Source organism: Yinghuangia sp. ASG 101, from assembly GCF_021165735.1.
In the GTDB taxonomy this organism is placed as follows: Bacteria; Actinomycetota; Actinomycetes; order Streptomycetales; family Streptomycetaceae; genus Yinghuangia.
Map to the genome: position 1 here is coordinate 4,563,370 of NZ_CP088911.1, position 22,621 is coordinate 4,585,990.

Sequence of the window (22,621 nt, forward strand, 5' to 3'; positions counted from 1 at the left end):
GGGGACGGAGACCGTCGCGGCTGCTCATACGCGCATTTCCGTGCGGTTCGTGGCCGTGTCCAGGTGCGGCGTTCCGGGACGCTCGCCGACGGGAGGTCAACCCCCGGGGCGGCCCCGGGCGGTGGGCTCGGCTCTTCCGCGCAGCCGGTGGACGGGGAACTCCCGGGCCGGCGACGGTTTGCCGAGGAATCCGCTGTTGAGTTGCTTGATGTGCCTTTGTTGGCTCTGACCATGCACCGCGCGGAGCTGGAGGCCGTGCGGCGGGCAAGACCGTCGCCAGGTGTCCGGCATCGGGTCAGTCGCGCACCACCAGTACCTCCAGGGTGCGGGGGCCGTGGACGCCCTCGACTCTGTTGAGTTCGATGTCGCTGGTGGCGGAGGGGCCGCTGATCCAGGTCAGGGGGCGGGTGGGGTCGAGGTGGCCGAGGGCGTCGGGGACGGAGGCGTGGACGTCGGCGGCGTGGACGACGCACAAGTGGTAGTCGGGGACGAGGGTGAGGGCGCGGCGGCCCTGGGCCGGACCGGCGTCGAGGACGATGGTGCCGGTCTCGGCGATGGCGACCGCGCTGCCGGTGATCGTGCCGTCCGCGGCGGCGAGTTGGTCGACCGTCAGGGGCGGGGTGTCGCCGAGGAGTTCGATACCCGAGACATCGGCGGTCCAGGTCTCGGGTGTGCCGGCGGGGACGACGACGCGTGTGCAGCCGCGGCGGCGGAGGGCGTCGGCGATCGCCGAGGGGAGCTGATCGGGCGTCACCTCGTGGACGATGGCGCGGTAGTCGCGCAGGTTCTCGACGAGGAGCGGGAGGGTGTTGTCCGCGTCGGTGTGGCGGCGGCGGTAGGTGCGGTCGAGAGGTGCGGCGGTGTCGGCGGGGGCGTCGGCCAGAGCCGCGCGGATGCGGCCGAGGACCGTGGCGCGGGAGGTCATGCGTCGTCCCTCCTGGGGGAGCCGTCCGAACCGCGTTCCTGCGCCCACCAGTCGCGGAACGACTGTGCGGGGGGCTCGGGGATGTTGCGGGTATCGGTCCAGGCCGCGCCCGGGCCGGGGAGGCGCTTGGGGATCAGGCGGCGCGTGTGGCCGGCCAGGCGCTGCACGCGGGACAGGCGCGACGGGTCCGCGAAGACCCACCCCGCGGCCTTCATCGCGGCGCGTTCCGCACGGTGGCCGGGCTGCTCGGTGACCTGCTCGCGCAGGTGCACCAGCACCTCGGGGATGTCGATGGCCACCGGGCAGACGTCGTAGCACGCGCCGCACAGCGACGAGGCGTAGGGGAGCGAGGCATCCAACGCGCTTGCGGTGCCGCGTAGTTGTGGTGTGAGGATGGCGCCGATCGGGCCCGGGTACACCGAGCCGTACGCGTGCCCTCCGGCGCGCTCGTACACCGGGCAGACGTTGAGGCACGCCGAGCAGCGGATGCAGCGGAGCGTCTGGCGGCCCACCTCGTCGGCGAGCACATGGGTGCGGCCGTTGTCGAGCAGCACGAGGTGGAAGTCCTGCGGGCCGTCACCGGGCGTCACGCCCGTCCAGGTCGACGTGTACGGGTTCATCCGCTCGCCGGTGGAGGAGCGGGGGAGGAGTTGGAGGAACACTTCGAGGTCGGCCCACGTCGGGACGACCTTCTCGATGCCGACGACCGAGATCAGCGTCTCGGGCAGCGTCAGGCACATCCGCCCGTTGCCCTCCGACTCGACGACCACGAGCGTGCCGGTCTCGGCGACCATGAAGTTCGCGCCGGAGACGGCGACTTTGGCGCTCAGGAAGCGCTCGCGCAGGTGCCGCCGCGCGGCCTCGGCGAGTACGCGCGGCTCGTCCGTCAGATCGGCGGGCGCCGGCTCGCCCCACTCCGCCATCTCGCGCAGGAAGATCTCGCGGATCTCACTGCGGTTGCGGTGGATCGCCGGCACCAGGATGTGCGACGGGCGGTCGTCGCCGAGCTGCACGATCAGCTCGGCCAGGTCCGTCTCGTACGCCCGGATGCCCGCGTCGGCGAGGGCTTCGTTGAGCCCGATCTCCTGCGTGGCCATCGACTTGACCTTGACCACGTCGCGTTCGCCGGTCGCCCGGACGAGGTCGGTCACGATGCGGTTCGCCTCGTCGGCGTCGGCGGCCCAGTGGACGTGGCCGCCCGCCGCGGTGACCGCCTCCTCGACCTGGATCAGGTAGCGGTCGAGATGGCGGAGCGTGTGGTCTTTGATCGCCTTGCCCGCGGCGCGCAATTGCGGCCAGTCGTCCAGCTCGTCGACGACGGCGGCGCGCTTGCCCCGGATGGTGTGCGTCGCCTTGCGCAGGTTGTGGCGCAACTGCGCGTTGTTGACGGCGTCGTGTGCGGCCTCCGGAAACGGGGGCATCCCCAGAAATGTCCCCGTCATGCTGGCAACTCCTCGGTGGAGGCCAGGATTTCGGCGAGGTGCAGCGTGCGTACGCCGGTGCGCTGACGGTCCATCATGCCTCCCAGGTGCATCAGACAGGAGTTGTCGGCCGCGCACAGCACCTCCGCGCCGGTGCCGGCCGCGTTGCGGACCTTGTCCGCGCCCATCGCCGCGGAGACGTCCGGGTTCTTGACCGCGAAGGTGCCGCCGAAGCCGCAGCACTCGTCGGCCCCCGGCAGCTCCAGCAACTCCAGGCCGCGCACGTTGCGCAGCAGCGTCGTCGGGCGGTCGCCGAGCTTCATCAGCCGCATCGAGTGGCATGTCGGGTGATAGGTGACCTTGTGCGGGAAGTACGCGCCGACATCGGTGACGCCGAGCACGTCGACCAGGAACTCGCTCAGGTCGTACACCGTGGGCACCACCGCCGCGACGTCGTCCGCCAGGGCCCGGTCCTCGGCGCGGGCCGCCGCCTTCGGGTGGTTGTCGCGGATCATCGCCCCGCACGACCCCGACGGCGTCACCACGGCGTCGTAGCCCGCGAAGGTGTCCGCGAAGCGCCGGACCAGCGGCTCGATCTGTGTGCCGTAGCCGGTGTTCCAGTGCATCTGCCCGCAGCACGTCTGCTCGACCGGGAAGTCGACCGTGCAGCCGAGCCGTTCGAGGAGGCGCACGACGGCCTGCCCGGTGCGGGGATAGAGCGTGTCGTTGACACACGTGATGAAGAGTGCGACGCGCACGGGTGCGGCCTCCTTGCGGGGTTTCGGTCGGCCATGGTCCGGACAACCATGGGCCATGTGGTCAGACCATACAGTGGTTCATCCATCATGCGCCATGTCATCCTGTGGTCCGACCGACGAATCACCCGTTCGAGGAGAACTTCGTGAGCACTCCCCCGACCGACGGCCCCGACTGGCGGCCCGTGCGCCGGCTGCGCGCCCACGAGGAGGTGCTCGCGCGGATCGAGGAGCAGATCACCGCCGGCCGCCTGCGCCCCGGCGACCGGCTGCCGGGGGAGCGGCAGCTCGCGGAATCGCTCGGCGTGAGCCGCGCGTCGGTGCGCGAGGCGCTGCGGGTGCTGGAGGCCATGGGCGTGCTGGTCTCCTCGACGGGCCGGGGCCCGGACGCGGGCGCGGTCCTCGCCGGGCGCCCGGCCGAGGCGCTCGGTGACGTGCTGCGCCTGCACGTCGGGCTCGCGCACTTCTCGATGCACGACATCGTCGAGACCCGGCGGGTCATCGAGACGTGGGCCGCCCGGTCCGCCGCCGAACACGCCGGTCCCGAACACCTCGCGCGCCTGCGCGACGCCGTGGGCCGGATGTCCGCCCCCGACCTGACACCCGATCAGTTCAACGCGGCCGACACCGACTTCCACATCGTTCTGGCGGAGGCGTCCGGCAACTCCGTGGTGGCCACGCTCATGCACGGCCTGCGCGACGCCGTCGGGCGGCACGCGGTGGAGGCCGTCGAACGCCTCGGCTGGCCGGAGTCCGCCGCGGCCCTGCGCGAGGACCACGACCGCATCCTCGCCGCCGTCGAGTCCGGCCGCCCCGACGATGCCGCGGAAGCGGTCCACGACCACCTGCGCCGCTCCTATCCCGAGGGCTGACCGCACGCCCGGGTACGCCGTTTGGGGGAGGGGCGGCCGGGCAGCCGCCCGGCCATGAGGCTGATCCGTCTGCCGGGGATGTACCGGCCGCAGGCCGACACGCGCCTGCTCGTCTCCGCGTACGTCGACCAGGGGCTGCCGAGCGGCGCCCGGTCCGTCCTCGACGTGGGGACCGGAACGGGCGCGGTGGCGATGGCGGTGTCCGCGGCCGGCGGCGGCGACTGCCGCGTCACCGCGGTCGACATCTCGCGCCGCGCCGTGTGGGCCGCCCGGGCGAACAGCCTGTGCCGCCGCCGCGGCGTCGCGGTCCGCCACGGCGACCTGCTGGAGCCCGTCGTCGGACGCGTGTTCGACGTCGTACTCGCCAACCCGCCGTACGTGCCCGCCCCGGCACCGGGCCTCCCCGGACGCGGCCCGGAACGCGCCTGGGACGCCGGCCACGACGGCCGACTGCTGCTCGACCGGCTGTGCCGACAGATTCCCCGCGTCCTGCGGCCCGGCGGCTCGGTCCTGGTCGTGCAGTCGTCGCTGTGCGGCGTCGACGCCACCCTCCGCACGCTCGGCTCCGTCGGCCTGCGCGCCGGGGTCGTCGCGCACAGCCGGGAGCCGTTCGGACCGGTGCTGCACGCCCGCGCGCGTTACCTGGAGACCGGCGGACTGGTGGAACCCGGCTGCCGCGAAGAGGAGTTGGTGGTGATCCGTGGTGACAGGCACTCCTGACCCGAACCACGACCGCCGCCGCCCCGCCGGAACGACCGCCGGAACGACCGTCACCGTCGTGCCCGGAGGGCCGGTGCTCGTGTCGGGCCCGGTCGACGTGGAACTCCCCGACGGCTCGTTCGCGCACTCGGACCGCGTGGTGACGGCCGTGTGCGCGTGCCGCCGCAGCAAGCGCATGCCGTGGTGCGACACCAGCCACCGCACCCGCCGCGCGGCACCGCCGACCTGACCACCGGGCAACCAGACCACCGGCGCGGCACTCGTCCGCGCATCCTCGAATCCGCCGCGCTCACAGGCCGTTTCCGCGGTCGCGGCCCCACGCCCCCAGCGACGACCGCCCGGCCTCCCAGGCACCCACCACGTGTGCGGCGAACCGTGCCTCGACCCGTCCCGTCGCGTGCACCCCGAACACGATGTCGGCGGCCAACCCCGGGTCCTCGTCGAGCAACCCGCCGATCACCTCGCGGCGCATCAGCTGCTCGTGCACCGCGTCGGCCTCGACGTGTTCGGTGAAGAACAGCGCACACGCCGGGTCCTCGACGCCGAGCGCGGCGACGACCTTCGCGAGTCGGGCGGCACTCGGCGGCGTTCCCGCCTCCGCCGCGGCGAAATGGCCGACCATCATGCCGCGTCGCCCGCGATGCCAGCCGAACGTCGACATCAGGTTGACCACGGCCAGCATCGGCGCCGGCACCACGTCCAAGTACGCGTGGTACGTGGCGTCGAGCCCCACCCCCCGCATCAGGTCGGCGAACAACGTCGCGTGCATGCGCTCGGCCCGCCCGCCGCCGTACTCGTCGAACTCGACGGCGACCACCGCCGCTTTCGCCCGCCCGGTGAGCCGGGGGATGAGCAGCGCGTGCGGATCGGCCTCCTTGAGGTGGTAGACCGAGCGGTGGACGACGTATTCGCGGAACCGCGCGAGGTCCGGCGCGGCGGCCAGGGCATGCGAGACGCCCGTGCCGTCGGTCGGCTCGGCGGACAGCAGCGGCGCCAGTGCGGCGGCGACGTCGTCCGGCGGCACACCGGTTGACCCGCCGCACCCGGGGATGCCGCCGGTCTCGGCGCGCAGCGCGTCCAGGAAGCGCGCCTCCAGGCGCCCGCGCGTCTCCAGCAGCCCGACGTCCCACTCCCAGCCCGGATCGACGCCGGGGAAGGACCGGTAGTGCAGCTCGTGGCAGGCGTACAAAGCCAGGTGCAGATCCTCGCCCCACGGATCGAGGCCCGTCGTCGGTACGGCGGTCGGCGCGCTCCCGGCGGGCGTGCGCAGCGCCGCCAGCACCGCGTCCGACACGGGACCGCGCGGGAGCGGCAGCTCGTCGGCCGTCATGTCCGGCGCCCCGTCAGGTCGGCCAGACGCCGGTCACGCGCCGCGCCGCGGTGGCGCCGCCGCGGTCGACGGCCGCCTTGACGAAGGCGAAGATCGCGCCCTGGATGGCCGCCGCGAGCAGCACTTCGCCCCAGGTCCGTTCCTCGTCCTTGGCGCCGGGCGCGTCGTCCTCGTAGCCGGCGGCCTTCCACACCTGCTTGAACACCACGCCGGCCAACGCGCCGCCGACCGCGCCCAGGACGAGGCCGACGGGTTTGTAGGCGATCTTGGCTGCGTTCATGACCCCTCCTACGGGCGCAGGACGATTTTGACCGCGCCGTCGCGCTTGGCCTGGAACATCTCGTAGGCCTCCGGGGCCCGGTCGAGCGGCATGCGGTGGGTGGCGAACCCCTCGGTGCCGAGCGGGTCGTCGTCGGCGAGGAGCGGCAGCAGGTCGTCGACCCAGCGGCGGACGTTGGCCTGCCCCATGCGCAGTTGGATCTGCTTGTCGAACATCGTGAGCATGGGCATCGGGTCGGTCATGCCGCCGTAGACGCCCACGACGGAGATCGTGCCGCCGCGCCGCACCATGTCGATGGCGGTGGTCAGGGCGCTCAGCCGGTCCACGCCCGCCTTGCGCATGAGTTTGGCGGTCAGCGAGTCCGGCAGCAGCGCGGCGGCCTGCTGGGCCGCCTTGGCGACGGGCGCCCCGTGGGCCTCCATGCCGACCGCGTCGATGACCGCGTCGGGGCCGCGCCCGTCGGTCAGCGACCGCACGGTCTCGGCGATGTCGTCGTGGTCGCGCAGGTCCAGCACCTCGACACCGCGTTCGGCGGCGCGTTGCAGGCGTTCCGGCACCAGATCGACGCCGAACACCCGTTCGACGCCCTGGTGCAGGGCGATGCGGGCGGCCATGTCCCCGATCGGGCCGAGGCCGAGGACGGCGAGCGTGCCGCCCTTGGGCACGTCGGCGTACGCGACGGCCTGCCACGCGGTCGGCAGCACGTCGGAGAGGTACAGGAACCGGTCGTCGGGCGGTCCCTCGGGGACCTTGACCGGAAGGTGGTCGGCGAACGGCACGCGCAGGAACTCCGCCTGGCCGCCCGGGACTCCGCCGTACAACTCGGTGTAGCCGAACAGCGATCCGCCGGTGCCCTGGTCGTGGTTCTGCGTCGTCTCGCACTGCGACTGCAGGCCCGCCACGCACATATGGCACGTGCCGCACGCCAGGTTGAACGGCACCACCACGCGGTCGCCGGGCCGCAGCGACGCGACCTGGGGGCCCACCTCCTCGACGATGCCCATCGGCTCGTGGCCCAGGATGTCGCCGGGGTTCAGGAACGGACCCAGGACCTCGTACAAGTGCAGGTCCGAGCCGCACAGGCCGGTCGAGGTGATGCGGACGACCGCGTCGGTCGCGTCCCGGATCACCGGGTCGGGGACGGTGTCCACGCGGACGTCCCGGCGGCCTTGCCAGGTCAGGGCCTTCATCGCGGATCCTGTTCTGTCGCGGTCGCGCCCGGCGGCCGGCGCCGTCGGGGGCCGGGCGACGGCCGTACGGGCAGGTCACCCCTTCGGCTGTCCGGTCGGCCCGCCGCGAAACGCCGGGTCCGGGCCCCCGGACACGAGTCGGCGCCCGGTCCCGCCGCTGTTCGGCGGGACCGGGCGCCGGTGGTCCGTGGCGTCCCGGCCTTCAGGCGGCCCGCAGGCCGCGGCGGCGTTTGAGGGTGTGCCGGTGGTGTTGCGACGCCCGGTCGGTCGAGTGCCGTACGGGCGTCCGCCCCGAATGTCGCGGCGCCGGATCCGGTACGGCGGCCAGCGGCGTGATCTGCGGCGCGACGGCGGAGGACCGCGCGGGCCGGAACGGGATCGGGGTGGGCCGGAGCGGGGTGACCTCCGCGCCGTCGGGCTCGGCATCGGGTGTGGCGTCCGGCTTCTTCCGCGTGGTCGCGGGGCCGAGCATGCGTTCTTCGAACCACGCGAGTCCCGGCAGGAGTCCGAACATGGCGATCGGGGCCAAGAGGGCGAAGACGAGGTACATGTGCGCCGCCTGAGGTCGGGGGTGAAGGCCGCGGGGGTCACGTGGACCGCCGTACCGTGCCTTGGTGCCTTGCCGTTACTTCTGACGGCTAACCAAGAGCGAATACGCCAAACGCGTCGAAAAGGCGAACATCGCTCACGGATAGCGCTCATGTGCGATCTGATCCAATCTTAAGCGGACATTCCGGAAGTTTCCTGGCGAGTAGGACGACCGGTTTTGCCCGTCCGGTGGCACCCGTTCGCCTTGCCGCCCGCCGCGCCTCGGGGTAGAGGGCCCCGGTCCGCCCGTGCGGGGCTGTTGACGCGCCGTCAGTCCGGAGCGACGGTGTTCCGGTGAAGATACGCATCGGCATAGGCCTCGGCCCCCGCGCCGCCGACGACGACCTGACCTTCGCGGGTGTGGTCGACCTCTGCGAGAAACTGTCGGTCGACTCGCTGTGGCTGCCCGACACCGTCACCACCGACCTGCCCGATCCGCACGTCGGCATGGCTTTCGCCGCGGGCCGGACGACGCGCCTGAAGCTCGGCACGGGAGTCTCCGTACTGCCCGGGCGCAACCCTTTCTCGGTTGCCAAGGAACTGGCGACCCTCGCCGACCTCGCGCCCGGGCGCGTCCTCCCGGCGTTCGGCCTGCAACACGCACGTGCGTTCGAGCGCCCGTTGTTCCCCGTCCCGGGACGACGCGGCGACGTCTTCGACGAGGCGCTGACCCTGGTGCGCACGCTCCTCGCCGAGGAGGACGTCACCTTCGAGGGCACTTGGTACCGCTGCGAGCACATGACCGTACGCCCGCGCCCCGCACGGCCGTTGGACCTCTGGCTGGGCGGTAGCGGCCCGATGGCCCTGCGCCGCGTCGGACGGCTCGCGGACGGCTGGCTCGCGGCCAACGTCACCGCCGCGGAAGCCGCGGCCGGCCGCACCGCCGTGGAGGCCGCCGCGGCGGAGGCCGGCCGGACCGTGGACGACGACCACTTCGGCCTCAGCCTCCCCGTCGCGTTCGGCGCCGTTCCCGACGCCCTGGTGCACTCCTTGCGCGAACGCCGTCCGGACGCCGCCGCCGAGGAACTGATTCCGACCGGTTGGGAAGCGGCCCGCCGGATGATCCGGGCGTACGTGGACGGCGGAATCAGCAAGTTCGTGATCCGCCCCGCGACCCCGCCGCCCTCGTGGTCGGAATTCCTGGCGGAATTCACCGAGGAACTGCTGCCGCTGGAGACCTGACGTCAACGCCCCGCCACACGCAGTGGCGCCTTTTCCCGCGTGACACACCTGAGACATAAGGCGTGCAACCCGAGATCCCCCGTACGGCGTCAATCGGGCATAAGCAACCCGGCGGGGTCGCCCGGGAAAGAGAAGGGCTGAACGAACTGTGAAGAAGAAGCGCATAACCCTGGCCGCGGCGGTGGCTGTGGTGTTGGCCGCCTCGGCGTGCAGCTCCGGTTCGTCGGACGGCGATGACGCCAAGGCCAACGTCGCGGCGGCGGCTCCGGCGTCCGCCCCTCCGTCCTCCGCGGCCCCCTCCGAGCCGGCGCCGACGACCGCGCCCCCGAGCAGCGAGGCGCCCGTCGCGATACCCAGCTCGGAGGCGCCGGCCACGACGCCCCCGGCCCCGCAGACCACCGCGCCGAGCACCAAGCCGTCCACCACGAAGCCCCCGGCGACCACCGCCAAGCCGTCCACGAGCAAGCCCCCCACGAGCAAGCCGACGACGACGAAGCCCACCACGAAGCCGACGACGAAAACTCCCCCGAAGGTCGCCGGACTCGACGCGCGGTGTATGACAGGCCGCGCCATGTGCATCGACAAAACCACGCGCAAGCTGACCTGGGTCATCGACGGGGTGCCGCAGTATTCCTTCGAGGTCCGCTTCGGCTCCCAGGAACTGCCCACGCGCGAGGGTGCGTTCAGTGTGTTCCAGAAGTCCAAGGACCACGTGTCGACGATTTACCACACCTCGATGCCGTACGCGATGTTCTTCAGCGGCGGCCAAGCGGTCCACTACTCGCCGGATTTCGCCGCCAATGGCTACAACGGTGCCTCGCACGGGTGTGTGAACGTCCGCAACAAGGCGTTGATCCAAAAGCTGTTCAACGAGTCGCGCATCGGTGACAAGGTGATCGTTTACCGGTCCTCGTGACCGTCGGGCCCCAGCGGCCCGGAATTCGTGGGTGGGCGGCGCCGGTGCGCCGCCCACACGCATGTCGCGGACCAGGCGCCCGGCGGTCGTCCCGCGCCCGGCCGCCGTCACGTACTGGGCGCACCGCCCACCAGGTCCTTCGCACGGTCCCACCACGTCCGCCGGCCCGGAGGGAAGCGCCGCAGCGACTTCGCACGCTTGTGCGAGCCTTCCGGGTAGCGCCGATGCGCCCACGGCGAGGTCGGCTTGGCGATCCGCAGCGACGCCACGATCGCGATCACCGGGATCAGGACGCCGATGAGCCCCGTCGCCACCTTGCCCTTGAAGATCGCCCCGAGGGCGAACGCCAGGTTCACCAGGGCGAGCACGGCGACCGCCGGGCGGCTCCGCTCCGAACCGGCGTCGAACGGATTCGCCCCGAGCATCAGCAGGAGGCCGCACGCCGCCGCGATCAGCACGGCGTTCACCGACTGGCGGCCCTCCGCCGACCAGTAGACGTCGTCCAGGTGAAACCACAGCGCGAATTCGTCGAGCGTCAGCGCCGCCCCCGCCCCGAACGCCCCCGCCAGCGCCGACTGCGCCACTCCGGTCGGCTGGTACGCGAACTCCGCCGCCCCCGCGAGCAGCATCAGGAAGATCCCGAACACCTGGTGGTGCACGTGCAGGCCGCTGCCGCCGAACTCGATGTTCCGGAACGGGCCCTTGCCCGCCCGGATCATCCGCGTGACCGCGCGCGTGATCAGGAACGTGACGATGAACGCGCCGACCATCCAGCCGATCGCGCGCCGGATCGGATCGGTGTGGATGCCGGACCGCGGCGTCGTCGCGGCGGCCCACGCGGGCAGCGGGTCCCCGCCCGGGAGGATCTCGTACAGGTGCAGCGGCATCGTCACCCCGTCCGGGAGTTCCTGGTTCGGTGCGCAGCGTTCCACGATCGCCCGGCGCCGCGGTCGAAATACGCATCAGACACCGACAAAGAACCCGATATACCCACGTGACGGCCCATCAGCGCGCCTGTTCGCGCCTCGAACCGGGAACCGCCCGCACCCCCAACGGCGTTACTCTTGCCAGACTCTCTCTTTGCTCGCCCATGACCCGAGGGTCGTCTCGGTCATGCCCGAAATCCCGCACTCCGTCGGAAGGCCCCCGCCGTGACCACGCTCACCCTCGGGCCGAGTTGGCTCGACCCCGAGTACCTGATCTCGACGTTCGGCCTCCTCGGCATCCTGGCCATCGTCTTCGCCGAATCCGGGCTGCTGATCGGGTTCTTCCTGCCGGGCGACTCGCTGCTCTTCACCACCGGGCTGCTCATCGCCGACGGCGAATACCTCGACCAGCCGCTGTGGCTCGTCTGCGTGCTGCTCGTCCTCGCGGCGATCGCCGGCGACCAGGTCGGCTACCTGTTCGGCCGCAAGGTCGGGCCGAGCCTGTTCACGCGGCCGAACTCCCGCATCTTCAAACAGGAGAACGTGGTCAAGGCCAACGAGTTCTTCGAGAAGTACGGCCCCCGGTCGATCATCCTGGCCCGCTTCGTCCCGATCGTGCGCACCTTCTGCCCGATCGTGGCCGGCGTCGCGAACATGAAGTACCGCACGTTCCTCGTCTACAACATCATCGGCGGCATCCTGTGGGCCTGCGGCGTGACGGTGCTCGGCTACTTCCTCGGCCAGGTCGGCTTCGTCCGCGACAACATCGAGTTCATCCTGATCGCCATCGTGGCGCTGTCGGTCGTCCCGATCGTCATCGAGGTGCTGCGTGCCCGCGCCGCGTCCCGCCGCGAGGCCGCGGCGTCGGACACCCCGGAGGCGCCTCTCGACGACGCGACCGCCGCGGGTCCCGGACGCCACCGCCTCCCGTGACCGGCACCCGACCGCCCCACCGGATCGGCACGGCGTACGAAACACCACCCCCGCGGCGGTAGCGTCTGCGCATGCGTCCTCAACTCGTCGCGCAGACCTCTCTCCCGCCGCTGTGGAGCCTCGACCGGGTGCCCGGCGCGTCGGTATGGCTGGCGCACACCGAAGACGGCGAGCTGCTCGTCCTGGACGACGCCCTCGCCGTGCTGTCCACGGTGGCCCTGCCGGCCGAGTGGAAGGGCGGCCACGCGGTCGCCCCCGACCTGTCGTTCGTCGCCGCGTCGGGGCCGGACCGCGTGGCCGCCCTCGACATGACAGGGCATCAGATATGGTCGCGCCCGCACGCGGACTGGCAGTTCGAGGAATCGGGCTCGTGTGTGGCCACCGCCGACGCGCGCGGCGTGTGGGCGGTCGTGCGCACCGAGGACACCGACACGTGCGTGCTGTTCGACGCCAAGGACGGCACCGTCCTGCGGACCGCCCCGCTCCCCGCCCGGACCATAGGCTCGGAGCTACTGCCGCACCCCGACGGCGTCCACGTCGGCATCGCGGCCGGCCACGGCGACGACGCCTACCGCGTCTTCCTGGTCGCGGCGGACGGCACGGGCCCGGCGCGCGAACTGCCGGGCGAGTCGCGCATCCTCATCGACATCCAGCCCGGCTCGCACCTGATGCTCACCACGCCGTACGGCGAGGGCCCGCTCGCGCTGCTGCGTTCCCCCGACGGCGGCCTCGTCGCGGCCCGGCGGCACGACGCGCTCTTCGCCGAGGGCGACGAGGTGTTCGACTTCTACGCGGGCTTCCTGGGCGCCGACCGCGTCCTCGCCGCGTCGTCCGCCGGGCGCCACGTCGTCTTCTCGGTACCCGACCTGCGGCCCGTCGCCGAGGTCGACTACCCCGACGACGCCGAACGCACGTGGCTCATCGTCCGGTACGACGGCACGTGGGTCACCGCCGACCCCGCGTCGGGCGACGTCCGTCTGTGGCAGGCGGCGGACGCGGGCGCACTAGATGAATGAGTCCAAGGGGTGTGGTCACGGTTAGTGGTCGTAGGCGGTCATTGATCGTTTGATGGGTTGTCCGGTCTTGTCGTTGTGCCAGATCGCGGCCGTGAGCGCGAGGATGCGGCTCAGAACGCGGACGGCCGCCCCTGCGGGGCTTTTGCCGCCGTGTCGTTCCAGGTCGAGCTGGCCTTTGAGTGTCTGGTTGATCGACTCGATGACCTGCCGGAGCGGTTTGAACAGGTGTGCTCCGGCCCGTTCGGGTTCGCCCTTGCGGGCCGGCCGCAGCAGGACCAGGTGACGTTCGGTGAGGTCGCGTTCGAACTCGCGGCCGTAGTAGTGCCTGTCGCCGATGATCGTCTGGCCCGGGTGGGCGGCCATGACGTCGGGGGCTGTGTCGAGCATGTCGCGCAGGGTCTCGCGTTCGTCGGCCTTGGCGCCGGTCAGCGCGAACAGGACCGGCAGGCCGCCGAGGGTGCAGACCAGGTGCAGCCGCAGGCCCCAGAAGTACCGCGAGTGCGACGCGCAGTAGCCGTACTGGGCCCAGCCGGCCAGGTCCGAGCGTTTCGCGGTCTCGCGCGAGCAGCCGCAGCCGACCGGGGTGGAGTCGACCAGCCACACGTCGTCGCTCCACAAGGTCGTGTCGGTCGCCAGGATGCGGATCATGTGGATGAACAGCGACGATGCCGCCCGCAGCCGCTTGCCGTACCCGGACTGCCGGGGCACGTACGGGAACAGGCCGCGGAAGTCCTTGTCGACCCGGCGGATCCAACGCCGCTCGGACGTGTAGCCGAGCAGCGCCGACATGACCGCCAGCGTGAGCAACTCGGCGTCACTGAGCGTGGGCGCGAACCCGACCTTCGGGCGCGGCGGCGCCAGTTCCGGCGAAGCCTTCAAGGTGTCGTCGATCCGGGCATAGAGTGCAGTCGCGAGGGTGTCCAAGTCTTGCATCACAACACGACTGTGGACGCCCTCGCTTCATGTCCGCAGGCAATCCCTTGGACTCATTCATCTAGGCCGCTGACGCCCGGCGGCCACGGCACCCTCGCGCACGTCGGAGGGCGGCCCCGCCGACGGGACCGCCCTCCGACGTCCGCGAACCGCGCTCGCGTGACCTCGGGCCTCAGTGGTGGCCCGACTCCTTCAGACGCTTGAACGACGCCTCGACCTCGGCCTCCGCCTCGACTCGCCCCACCCAGTCGGCGCCCTCGACGGACTTGCCGGGCTCAAGGTCCTTGTAGACCTCGAAGAAGTGCTGGATCTCCAGGCGGTCGAACTCCGGCACGTGGTGGATGTCACGCAGGTGCTCCATGCGCGGGTCCGTCGCGGGCACGCACAGGACCTTGTCGTCACCGCCGGCCTCGTCCGTCATCCGGAACATCCCGATCGCGCGGCAGCGGATGAGCACGCCGGGGAACGTCGGCTCCTCCAACAGCACGAGGGCGTCGAGCGGGTCGCCGTCCTCGCCCAGGGTGTCCTCGATGAAGCCGTAGTCGGCCGGATACCGCGTCGAAGTGAACAGCATGCGGTCGAGCCGGATGCGTCCCGTCTCGTGATCCACCTCGTACTTGTTCCGTGAACCGCGAGGGATCTCGATGGTGACGTCGAACTCCAAGGCTCCTCCAACCATTGTGCGTCCTGGATTGTTAGGGTCTGTCCGTGAAGTCCGCGGTGCCGCCGACTCCGACAGGACGCGCAACTGCGGACGCCAGCCGACCCCGTGCGAGCACGACGCATGGCGTTTCGGTCCGGAACACACCGCACCCCGGAAGGGTGACGGGAGTCCAGCCGGAGCCCCGAACAGAACCTAGTCTGCTGACAGTGTCTCGCATGCCTGTCGGGGCCGCCGAAGCGGATCTGTCGAAAGGGGTTGGTCGCCCGTGCCCAGGGTGAGGACGGTGGCCCTGGGGGCAACCATCGCGGGCGTCGTGCTGGCGCTTCTCGCGGTGTGGGCCGCGGGGCCGTGGCGCGGCGGGTACCGCGTCGGGGAACACCACGGCGCGAAGGGCCGCGGCACACAAGCCGCTTCCGCCGACGTCGAAAGCTCCGCGGCGGCCACGGATGAGAGGCGAATCACACCGCCTGTCCTGACCCCCGTCGACGCCGACCCGGCCGGGCCCGCCCCCACCGACGACGGCGTACGCGCCGCGCTCGCCCCGCTGCTCGCCGACCCCGCGCTCGGCGACGACGTCGCCGTCTCCGTCGTCGACGCGGTCACCGGCCGCGCGCTGTTCACCGCGAACGCCGACCGCGGCGCGACCCCCGCGTCCACCACCAAGATCACCACGGCGGTCGCCGCGCTCTCCGTGCTCCCCGCCGACTACCGCCTCACCACGAGCACCGTCCTCGGCGCGAGCCCGGACACCGTCGTCCTCGTCGGCGGCGGCGACCCCACCCTCACCGCACTCGACGGGGCCCAGTACGCCGGGCAGTTCGCCCCCGCCCGGCTTGACCGCCTCGCCGCCGAGACCGCCGCGGCGCTGCGCGCCTCGGGGCGCACCTCGATCAAACTCGCGTACGACACAACGCTGTTCACCGGGCCGGTCAACCACCCGATCAGCCCGAACGACAACATCGCCTCGGTCGTCCCGCTCATGACCGACGAGGGCCGCACCGACGCCACCAAGACCGGCGTCCCGGGGCTGCGCGTGACCGACCCCGCCGTCAAGGCCGCCGAGCAGTTCGCGCAGATGCTCGCGAAGGAGGGCATCGCGGTCAACGGCAAGCCCGCCGCCGCCACCGCCCCGCCCGCGGCGACCCGGCTCGCGGCGGTCCAGTCGCCGCTCATCGCCGAGTACGTCGAGCACATGATGACCGACAGCGACAACGACATGGCCGAGGCCCTGCTGCGCCACGTCGCGATCGCGAAGGGCAAGCCCGCCTCGTTCGAGGGCGGCACCCAGGCCGTGCGCGAGGCGCTCACCGGCCTCGGCGTCGACCTCGGCGCGATGAACCTCAAGGACGGCAGCGGTCTCGACAAGCGCAACGAGCTGCCGCCCGCGGTCCTGACGCGGCTCATCACCCTCACCTCGGCGGCCGACCACCCCGAGCTGCGGACCGCCCTCACCGGCATGCCCATCGCCGGCTTCACCGGTACCCTGGCGGACCGCTTCGGCGCGCAGAACAGCCTCGCCGCCGCCGGCCTCGTCCGCGCCAAGACGGGCTCGCTGACCGGTGTCAGCACCCTCGCGGGCGTGGTCCGCGACCACGACGGCCGCCTGATCGCCTTCGCCTTCCTCGCGGACGACGTCCCCGGCGGCGCCGACGTCGCCCGACCCGCCCTGGACCGCATGGCCGCCGCACTGGCCGGGTGCGGCTGCGGAACCCCGGTCGCCCTGGCCGCCGGCTGACGGAAAAGACCCCCGCGCGCGAGACCGCTCACCGATGATCAACGGAGTTCGGGCAGCGCGGGACGCGCACTTGCACGTACGGTGGCGTTATGACGAGCGGTGCGGACATGATCGACTGGGACCTGGCCGTTTCCACGGCCAATCGGCTGGTGCGCCCCGGCCCGGAGGTGAGCCGGGACGAAGCGCGCGCCGCCGTCGCGGAGCTGCGGGCGCACGCGGCGGACTCCGAGGGCCACGTGCGCTCCTTCACCGGGCTCGACACCCGGGGCAACGACACCCCGGTCCTCATCGTCGACCGGGGCGGCTGGGTCCGGGCCAACGTCCAGGGCTTCCGGCACGTCCTGCGCCCCCTGCTCGACAAGGTCAACGAGCGGCGCGACACGATCCCCGGCGCCAACGCGCTGTCCGGTGTCGGCAGCAAGGTGACCGGCATCGAGCTGGGCACGCTGCTGTCGTTCCTGTCCGCCCGCGTGCTCGGGCAGTACGAGACCTTCGCGCCGGGCACGGAGTCGCCCGACGCGAGCCCCGGCCGCCTCCTGCTCGTCGCGCCGAACATCGTCCAGGTCGAACGCGAACTCGACGTCGACCCGACCGATTTCCGCCTGTGGGTCTGCCTGCACGAGGAGACCCACCGCACGCAGTTCACCGCGGTGCCCTGGCTGCGCGACCACCTGGAGCAGGAGGTCCACGCCTTCCTCACCGAGACCGAGGTCGACCCGTCCGCGATGATGCGCCGGTTCCGCGAGGCGGCGCAGGCGCTGGTCGCGGGCCGCCGGGGCGAGGACACCGACAAGTCCGCCGACAGTTCGCTGGTCGAACTCGTGCAGACCCCCGTGCAGCGCGAGATCCTGCACCGCATCACCGCGGTCATGTCCCTGCTGGAGGGCCACGCGGACTACGTCATGGACGGCGTCGGGCCGCAGGTGATCCCGACCGTCGCGGAGATCCGCGAGAAGTTCCAGCAGCGCCGCGCGCGCGGCACCGGCCGCCTCGACCTCGCGCTGCGCAAGCTCCTCGGCATGGACGCCAAGCTCCGGCAGTACCGCGACGGCGAGCGCTTCGTGCGCACCGTCGTCGACCAGGTCGGCATGAGCGGGTTCAACCGGGTGTGGACCTCGCCGAACACCCTCCCCACGCGGGGCGAGATCGCCGAACCGCAGACGTGGGTCGACCGCGTGCACGGCACCCGCTCGGCCCCCTCCTGACCGGAGTCGCAAAAGCAGTCAAATCCTCCCAAGGGCACTCGAACGCATCAACCGAGCGTATCCGTTTGATTACTTTACGGTGCGACACTCCGTAAAGCATCACGCGGTCGGTCCAGTGCGTGCCGTAGCGTTGAAGCAGGCTTGGGCGTCAATTTCGCCCGCGGGGCCGGGGATCGCGTACGACAGCGGCCCGGCCCCGGCACCTGTCCGCATCCGCGCCCCCGTGACACCCCAGGAGGAGAGCGTGGGACCGCATCCTGCCGTCGCCGCCGTCCGCGTAGCCGTCCGTGACATATTGCGCTCGATGAACCCGGGCGATCTCGTCCTGGTGGCGTGCAGCGGCGGAGCCGACTCGCTCGCGCTCGCCGCGGCCACCGCGTTCGAGGCGCCCCGCGCGGGCGTCCGCGCGGGGGCGATCACCATCGACCACGGGTTGCAACCCGGCTCCACCCGCCGCGCGGTCGACCTGGTCGCGCGGCTTCGTGACGATTTGGAGCTGGACCCGGTCGAGGCGCTCGGCGTCCGGGTCGGGCGGCGCGGGGGGCCCGAGGCCGCCGCCCGGTCCGCGCGCTACGAGGCGCTCGACATCGCCGCCGCCCGCCACCAGGCCCGCGCGGTCTTCCTCGGCCACACCCTCGACGACCAGGCGGAGACGGTGCTCCTGGGCCTCGCCCGGGGCTCCGGCGCCCGCTCGCTGGCCGGCATGCCGGCGGTCATAGGGCACTTCCGCCGCCCGCTGCTCGGCATCGACCGCGACACCACGCGCGCGGCCTGCGCCGCCCAGAACCTCGCGACCTGGGACGACCCCCACAACGCCGATCCCGCGTACGCCAGGGCCCGCGTGCGGCACGACGTGCTGCCCGTCCTGGAGAAGGCGCTCGGCCCCGGCATCAGCGCCTCGCTCGCCCGCACCGCGCGCCTCTTCCGCGACGACGCCGACGCCCTCGACGCCTGGGCCGACCGCGTGCAGGGCGAAATCACCCTGGACGACGGCGGATTGGACGTCTGCGCGCTCGCCGGACTTCCGGCCGCCGTACGCCGCCGGGTGCTCCGCCGTACGGCCGTCAGCGCCGGCTCGCCGCCCGGCGACCTGTTCGCCCGGCATGTCGACATGGTGGAGCGCCTGGTGACCTCGTGGCGGGGCCAGGGGCCCATCAACCTGCCAGGCGGCGTCGAGATACGCAGGCGATGTGGAAAGCTTCTCTTCCACCGGCCCTCACAGCTTTGAAGCCTCTGCCGCCTTTGAAGCCTTGACAGGGACTCCGACAGGAAGAGCACAGGTGGACGAGAAAGACATGGGCACCGACCTCGCGCGCGTGCTGGTCACCGAGGACGAGATCAACGCCAAACTGCGCGAGCTGGCCCAGCAGATCGACCGGGATTACGAGGGCCGCGATGTCCTTCTCGTGGGCGTCCTGAAAGGCGCCGTCATGGTCATGGCCGACCTCGCACGCGCCCTGCACTCACCGGTCAAGATGGACTGGATGGCCGTTTCCTCCTACGGCTCGGGCACCAAATCCTCCGGCGTCGTGCGCATCCTCAAGGATCTCGACACCGACATCGCCGACCGCCACATCCTCGTCGTCGAGGACATCATCGACTCGGGCCTCACCCTCTCGTGGATGCTCGCGAACCTCGCGTCGCGCGGACCCGCGTCGCTTGAGGTATGCGCCTTCTTCCGCAAGCCCGAGGCGGCCAAGGTGGATATCCCCGTCAAGTACCTCGGCTTCGACATCCCGAACGAGTTCGTGGTCGGCTACGGTCTCGACTATGCCGAGCGCTACCGCAACCTGCCCTTCGTCGGAACCCTCGCCGAGCACGTGTACGGCAGCGTGAAGCCGCACTGACCATCCGCCGCGGGGTGACCCGGAGCACCACTGTCCCGATCCGGGGAACAAGCGAACCGTTTTCCCTCGTTGCAGAGGTCGACGGAAGTCGTCTCCGCACCGTGCCGCCCGAGGGCGATGCGCGGGCGCGGTGTCGCGGCTACCGCCGGTGTACCTTCGTACGCAGTGACACTTCGTAAGGCGACACTGAGCAAGCGACACTTCGTGGTCGACACCGGACAGGGCAGTGAGCCCGGGGCCATCAGGTCCTCGGGTAGGGAGCTGGCAGGAGGGACGGGGCGGCTTTAGCCCCGCATGAATGGACGTCAAGCGCATTTTCCGCGGGCCGATCATGTGGGTCGTGCTGGCCGTACTTGCTGTCTTCGTCCTGATGCAGCTCGTCGGCGGGTCGAGCGGCTACAAGGGTGTCGACACAAGCACGGTCATCAAGGCCATCAACGACAACCAGGTCAAGAGCGCCAAGGTCATCGGCGGCAACGACCAGGCCGTGGAGCTGTCCCTCAAGGACGGACCGGACGGCAAGCCGATCAAGATCGACGGCAGCAGCAAGATCAAGTCGTCCTATCTGAACGACCAGCAGGGCGCCACGATCGCGCAGCTGCTGACCGACAAGGACCAGGCCGGCCAGATCCCCGACGGCTACACCGTCAAGATCGGCAAGCAGAGCGCCCTCGTCAGCATCCTCTTCTCCCTGCTGCCGTTCGCGCTGATCGTCATCGTCTTCCTGTTCCTGATGAACCAGATGCAGGGCGGCGGCTCCCGGGTGATGAACTTCGGGAAGTCGAAGGCGAAGCTGATCTCGAAGGACACCCCGAAGACGACGTTCTCCGACGTCGCGGGGGCCGACGAGGCCGTCGAGGAGCTTCAGGAGATCAAGGAGTTCCTCCAGGAGCCCGCCAAGTTCCAGGCCGTCGGCGCCAAGATCCCCAAGGGCGTGCTGCTGTACGGCCCGCCCGGCACCGGCAAGACGCTGCTCGCCCGTGCCGTCGCCGGTGAGGCCGGGGTCCCGTTCTACTCCATCTCCGGCTCCGACTTCGTCGAGATGTTCGTCGGCGTCGGCGCCTCCCGGGTCCGCGACCTGTTCGAGCAGGCCAAGGCCAACGCCCCGGCCATCGTCTTCGTCGACGAGATCGACGCCGTCGGCCGGCACCGCGGCGCGGGCCTCGGCGGCGGCCACGACGAGCGCGAGCAGACCCTCAACCAGCTGCTCGTCGAGATGGACGGCTTCGACGTCAAGGGCGGCGTCATCCTCATCGCGGCCACCAACCGCCCCGACATCCTCGACCCCGCGCTGCTGCGCCCGGGCCGCTTCGACCGGCAGATCGCGGTCGAGCGCCCCGACCTCGAAGGCCGCCTGTCGATCCTCAAGGTGCACGCGAAGGGCAAGCCCGTCACCGAGGACGTCGACCTCAAGGCGGTCGCCAAGCGCACGCCCGGCTTCACCGGCGCCGACCTGTCCAACGTGCTGAACGAGGCCGCGCTGCTGACCGCGCGCGGCAACGAGAAGCTGATCGACAACAAGTCGCTCGACGAGGCGATCGACCGCGTGGTCGCCGGTCCGCAGAAGCGGACGCGCCTGATGAGCGACAAGGAGAAGAAGATCACCGCGTACCACGAGGGCGGCCACGCCCTGGTGGCGCACGCGCTCCCCAACACGGACCCGGTGCACAAGATCACGATCCTGTCCCGGGGCCGGGCGCTCGGCTACACGATGGTGCTGCCGGAAGAGGACAAATACTCGACCACCCGCAACGAGATGCTCGACCAGCTCGCGTACATGCTGGGCGGCCGGGCGGCCGAGGAACTGGTCTTCCACGACCCGACCACCGGCGCGTCGAACGACATCGAGAAGGCGTCGGCGCTCGCGCGCGCGATGGTCACGCAGTACGGCATGACCGAGCGCCTGGGCGCGATCAAGTTCGGGCAGGACGCCTCCGAGCCGTTCCTGGGCCGTGAGATGGGACACCAGCGCGACTACTCGGAGGAAGTCGCCGCTATCGTCGACGAAGAGGTCAAGAGGTTCATCGAGGCGGCGCACAACGAGGCCTGGGAAATCCTGGTCGAGAACCGCGACGTGCTCGACAACCTGGTCCTCGCCCTCCTGGAACGGGAGACCCTCGACCGACGCGAGGTCGCGGAGATCTTCGCCCCGGTCAGCAAGCGTCCGGCCCGTCCCGCGTGGACCGGGTCGAGCCGCCGCGAGCCGTCCAGCCGCCCCCCGGTCATGACCCCCAGGGAACTGACCGTCAACGGCAACGGCACGGCGCTCAACGGGGGCGGGACGGCGACCACCGGAACCACCGGCGGGCCGGCGGCTGTTCCCGAAGGCCCGTCCGACTCAGCGGAGAAGTGAACGTGACGATCGACCCGGTCACCCTCGACGACGGCCGCGCCGTGGGTGAGTTCGACCAGGACCGCGCCGAGCGGGCGATACGTGAGCTGCTGATCGCGGTCGGGGAGAACCCCGACCGCGAGGGGCTCAAGGACACCCCCGCGCGGGTGGCCCGCTCGTACCGCGAGATCTTCGCGGGGCTGCGGCAGAGCCCCGAGGACGTCCTGACCACGACGTTCGACCTCGGCCACGACGAGATGGTGCTGGTCAAGGACATCGAGGTGTACAGCTCCTGCGAGCACCACCTCGTGCCGTTCCACGGTGTCGCGCACGTCGGCTACATCCCGTCCGAGGACGGCCAGATCACCGGCCTGTCCAAGCTCGCCCGCCTCGTCGACGTCTACGCCAAGCGCCCGCAGGTGCAGGAGCGGCTGACCACGCAGGTCGCGGACGCCCTCGTCCGCATCCTGCGCCCGCGCGGCGTGATCGTGGTCTTCGAGTGCGAGCACATGTGCATGACGATGCGCGGCATCCGCAAGCCGGGCGCGAAGACGGTGACCTCCGCGGTGCGGGGCCAACTCCTGGACGCGGCCACGCGCGCCGAGGCGATGAGCCTCATCCTGGAGCGCTGACCGCTCTCCACGGACCGCAACGCACGAAACGCCCCTCGCGGGGGCCGAGCCCGGGGCTCGGCCGCGGGGGGCGTTTCGATGTACGGCGCCGCCGCACCACGGCCACACCGGAGGGGCGGGCAGGGACGCGCGTCGCCCGCACCCACCGCGAACCGGTTCGCGCCCCGCGACGCGTCGGGACGGGGGAGTCTCGACCGTCAGGCCCCAACCGAACCGCGA

General features: G+C 71.4%; 23 protein-coding genes. 13 read left to right on the plus strand and 10 right to left on the minus strand.

The genetic code is table 11. From position 1 onward, the window contains the following. Positions 1 to 295: 295 nt before the first annotated feature. From LO772_RS19535 to LO772_RS19545, 3 genes are read right to left on the minus strand one after another with little or no spacing between them, the layout of a single operon-like run. Positions 296 to 925: a LutC/YkgG family protein gene (locus LO772_RS19535; RefSeq protein ID WP_231773314.1), complete on the minus strand. Its 630-nt coding sequence runs from the start codon at positions 923 to 925 to the stop codon at positions 296 to 298. Next, positions 922 to 2,367, minus strand: a complete 1,446-nt coding sequence (locus LO772_RS19540; RefSeq protein ID WP_231773315.1) for a LutB/LldF family L-lactate oxidation iron-sulfur protein — start codon at positions 2,365 to 2,367, stop codon at positions 922 to 924. The genes LO772_RS19535 and LO772_RS19540 overlap by 4 nt, the downstream gene beginning before the upstream one ends. Continuing rightward, the gene (locus LO772_RS19545; protein WP_231773316.1) at positions 2,364 to 3,104 is read right to left on the minus strand and encodes a (Fe-S)-binding protein; all 741 of its coding nucleotides are present in this window, start codon (positions 3,102 to 3,104) and stop codon (positions 2,364 to 2,366) included. Before LO772_RS19545 ends, LO772_RS19540 begins: the two co-directional genes overlap by 4 nt. Positions 3,105 to 3,247: 143 nt before the next feature. Between LO772_RS19545 and LO772_RS19550 the strand changes: the two genes are divergently transcribed. The 3 genes from LO772_RS19550 to LO772_RS19560 are packed head-to-tail and all read left to right on the plus strand — an operon-like array spanning position 3,248 to position 4,922. Then, positions 3,248 to 3,973 (plus strand): FadR/GntR family transcriptional regulator, encoded by a 726-nt coding sequence (locus LO772_RS19550; RefSeq protein ID WP_231773317.1) that lies wholly within the window; start codon positions 3,248 to 3,250, stop codon positions 3,971 to 3,973. A 54-nt stretch (positions 3,974 to 4,027) separates the two neighbouring features. After that, positions 4,028 to 4,693 (plus strand): HemK2/MTQ2 family protein methyltransferase, encoded by a 666-nt coding sequence (locus LO772_RS19555; RefSeq protein WP_231773318.1) that lies wholly within the window; start codon positions 4,028 to 4,030, stop codon positions 4,691 to 4,693. Further along, a complete protein-coding gene (locus LO772_RS19560; RefSeq protein WP_331717257.1) occupies positions 4,677 to 4,922 on the plus strand; it encodes a CDGSH iron-sulfur domain-containing protein in 246 nt (81 codons plus the stop codon). The genes LO772_RS19555 and LO772_RS19560 overlap by 17 nt, the downstream gene beginning before the upstream one ends. A 60-nt stretch (positions 4,923 to 4,982) precedes the next feature. Here the strand turns inward: LO772_RS19560 and LO772_RS19565 are convergent, their stop codons facing one another. From LO772_RS19565 to LO772_RS19580, 4 genes are all read right to left on the minus strand, one after another. Further along, positions 4,983 to 6,023 carry an iron-containing redox enzyme family protein gene (locus LO772_RS19565; protein WP_231773319.1) on the minus strand — a complete coding sequence of 347 codons (1,041 nt, stop codon included), beginning with the start codon at positions 6,021 to 6,023 and terminating at the stop codon, positions 4,983 to 4,985. 13 nt (positions 6,024 to 6,036) lie between these two features. Beyond that, positions 6,037 to 6,303 carry a DUF4235 domain-containing protein gene (locus tag LO772_RS19570; RefSeq protein WP_231773320.1) on the minus strand — a complete coding sequence of 89 codons (267 nt, stop codon included), beginning with the start codon at positions 6,301 to 6,303 and terminating at the stop codon, positions 6,037 to 6,039. A gap of 8 nt (positions 6,304 to 6,311) precedes the next feature. Continuing rightward, on the minus strand, positions 6,312 to 7,493 hold the full coding sequence (locus LO772_RS19575; RefSeq protein ID WP_231773321.1) for a zinc-dependent alcohol dehydrogenase: 1,182 nt from the start codon (positions 7,491 to 7,493) through the stop codon (positions 6,312 to 6,314). A gap of 202 nt (positions 7,494 to 7,695) precedes the next feature. Next, complete coding sequence (locus tag LO772_RS19580) at positions 7,696 to 8,043, minus strand: hypothetical protein (RefSeq protein WP_231773322.1); 348 nt, start codon at positions 8,041 to 8,043, stop codon at positions 7,696 to 7,698. A gap of 332 nt (positions 8,044 to 8,375) precedes the next feature. On the opposite strand from LO772_RS19580, the gene LO772_RS19585 reads away from it, so the two are divergent. Beyond that, positions 8,376 to 9,263: a TIGR03854 family LLM class F420-dependent oxidoreductase gene (locus LO772_RS19585; protein ID WP_231773323.1), complete on the plus strand. Its 888-nt coding sequence runs from the start codon at positions 8,376 to 8,378 to the stop codon at positions 9,261 to 9,263. A 148-nt stretch (positions 9,264 to 9,411) separates the two neighbouring features. Then, positions 9,412 to 10,179: a L,D-transpeptidase gene (locus LO772_RS19590; RefSeq protein ID WP_231773324.1), complete on the plus strand. Its 768-nt coding sequence runs from the start codon at positions 9,412 to 9,414 to the stop codon at positions 10,177 to 10,179. Positions 10,180 to 10,286: 107 nt separating this feature from the next. Here LO772_RS19590 and LO772_RS19595 read toward each other — a convergent pair whose 3' ends face one another. Further along, entirely contained in the window at positions 10,287 to 11,111 is an 825-nt protein-coding gene (locus LO772_RS19595; RefSeq protein ID WP_231773325.1) for a hypothetical protein, read from the minus strand. 219 nt (positions 11,112 to 11,330) lie between these two features. Here LO772_RS19595 and LO772_RS19600 point away from each other — a divergent pair, with 219 nt between their 5' ends. Next, positions 11,331 to 12,038 (plus strand): DedA family protein, encoded by a 708-nt coding sequence (locus LO772_RS19600; RefSeq protein ID WP_231773326.1) that lies wholly within the window; start codon positions 11,331 to 11,333, stop codon positions 12,036 to 12,038. 71 nt (positions 12,039 to 12,109) lie between these two features. Beyond that, positions 12,110 to 13,054: a hypothetical protein gene (locus tag LO772_RS19605; RefSeq protein WP_231773327.1), complete on the plus strand. Its 945-nt coding sequence runs from the start codon at positions 12,110 to 12,112 to the stop codon at positions 13,052 to 13,054. Between the two features lie 21 nt (positions 13,055 to 13,075). On the opposite strand, the gene LO772_RS19610 is transcribed toward LO772_RS19605, so the two are convergent. Both LO772_RS19610 and LO772_RS19615 read right to left on the minus strand, forming a co-directional pair. After that, positions 13,076 to 13,990, minus strand: coding sequence for an IS982 family transposase (locus LO772_RS19610; RefSeq protein WP_231773292.1), 915 nt, complete (start codon positions 13,988 to 13,990; stop codon positions 13,076 to 13,078). 169 nt (positions 13,991 to 14,159) lie between these two features. Further along, complete coding sequence (locus tag LO772_RS19615; protein WP_231773328.1) at positions 14,160 to 14,651, minus strand: inorganic diphosphatase; 492 nt, start codon at positions 14,649 to 14,651, stop codon at positions 14,160 to 14,162. 283 nt (positions 14,652 to 14,934) lie between these two features. On the opposite strand from LO772_RS19615, the gene dacB reads away from it, so the two are divergent. The 6 genes from dacB (at position 14,935) to folE (ending at position 22,402) form a co-directional block, all read left to right on the plus strand. Continuing rightward, positions 14,935 to 16,386 carry a D-alanyl-D-alanine carboxypeptidase/D-alanyl-D-alanine endopeptidase gene (dacB, locus tag LO772_RS19620; RefSeq protein WP_231773329.1) on the plus strand — a complete coding sequence of 484 codons (1,452 nt, stop codon included), beginning with the start codon at positions 14,935 to 14,937 and terminating at the stop codon, positions 16,384 to 16,386. An 89-nt stretch (positions 16,387 to 16,475) separates the two neighbouring features. Next, positions 16,476 to 17,591 carry a zinc-dependent metalloprotease gene (locus LO772_RS19625; RefSeq protein WP_231773330.1) on the plus strand — a complete coding sequence of 372 codons (1,116 nt, stop codon included), beginning with the start codon at positions 16,476 to 16,478 and terminating at the stop codon, positions 17,589 to 17,591. Positions 17,592 to 17,835: 244 nt separating this feature from the next. After that, complete coding sequence (gene tilS, locus LO772_RS19630; protein ID WP_231773331.1) at positions 17,836 to 18,819, plus strand: tRNA lysidine(34) synthetase TilS; 984 nt, start codon at positions 17,836 to 17,838, stop codon at positions 18,817 to 18,819. 52 nt (positions 18,820 to 18,871) lie between these two features. Further along, on the plus strand, positions 18,872 to 19,438 hold the full coding sequence (gene hpt / locus LO772_RS19635) for a hypoxanthine phosphoribosyltransferase (protein ID WP_231773332.1): 567 nt from the start codon (positions 18,872 to 18,874) through the stop codon (positions 19,436 to 19,438). 298 nt (positions 19,439 to 19,736) lie between these two features. Beyond that, positions 19,737 to 21,791, plus strand: coding sequence for an ATP-dependent zinc metalloprotease FtsH (gene ftsH, locus LO772_RS19640; protein WP_231773333.1), 2,055 nt, complete (start codon positions 19,737 to 19,739; stop codon positions 21,789 to 21,791). 8 nt (positions 21,792 to 21,799) lie between these two features. Continuing rightward, positions 21,800 to 22,402 carry a GTP cyclohydrolase I FolE gene (folE, locus tag LO772_RS19645; protein WP_231779632.1) on the plus strand — a complete coding sequence of 201 codons (603 nt, stop codon included), beginning with the start codon at positions 21,800 to 21,802 and terminating at the stop codon, positions 22,400 to 22,402. Positions 22,403 to 22,621: the final 219 nt, after the last annotated feature.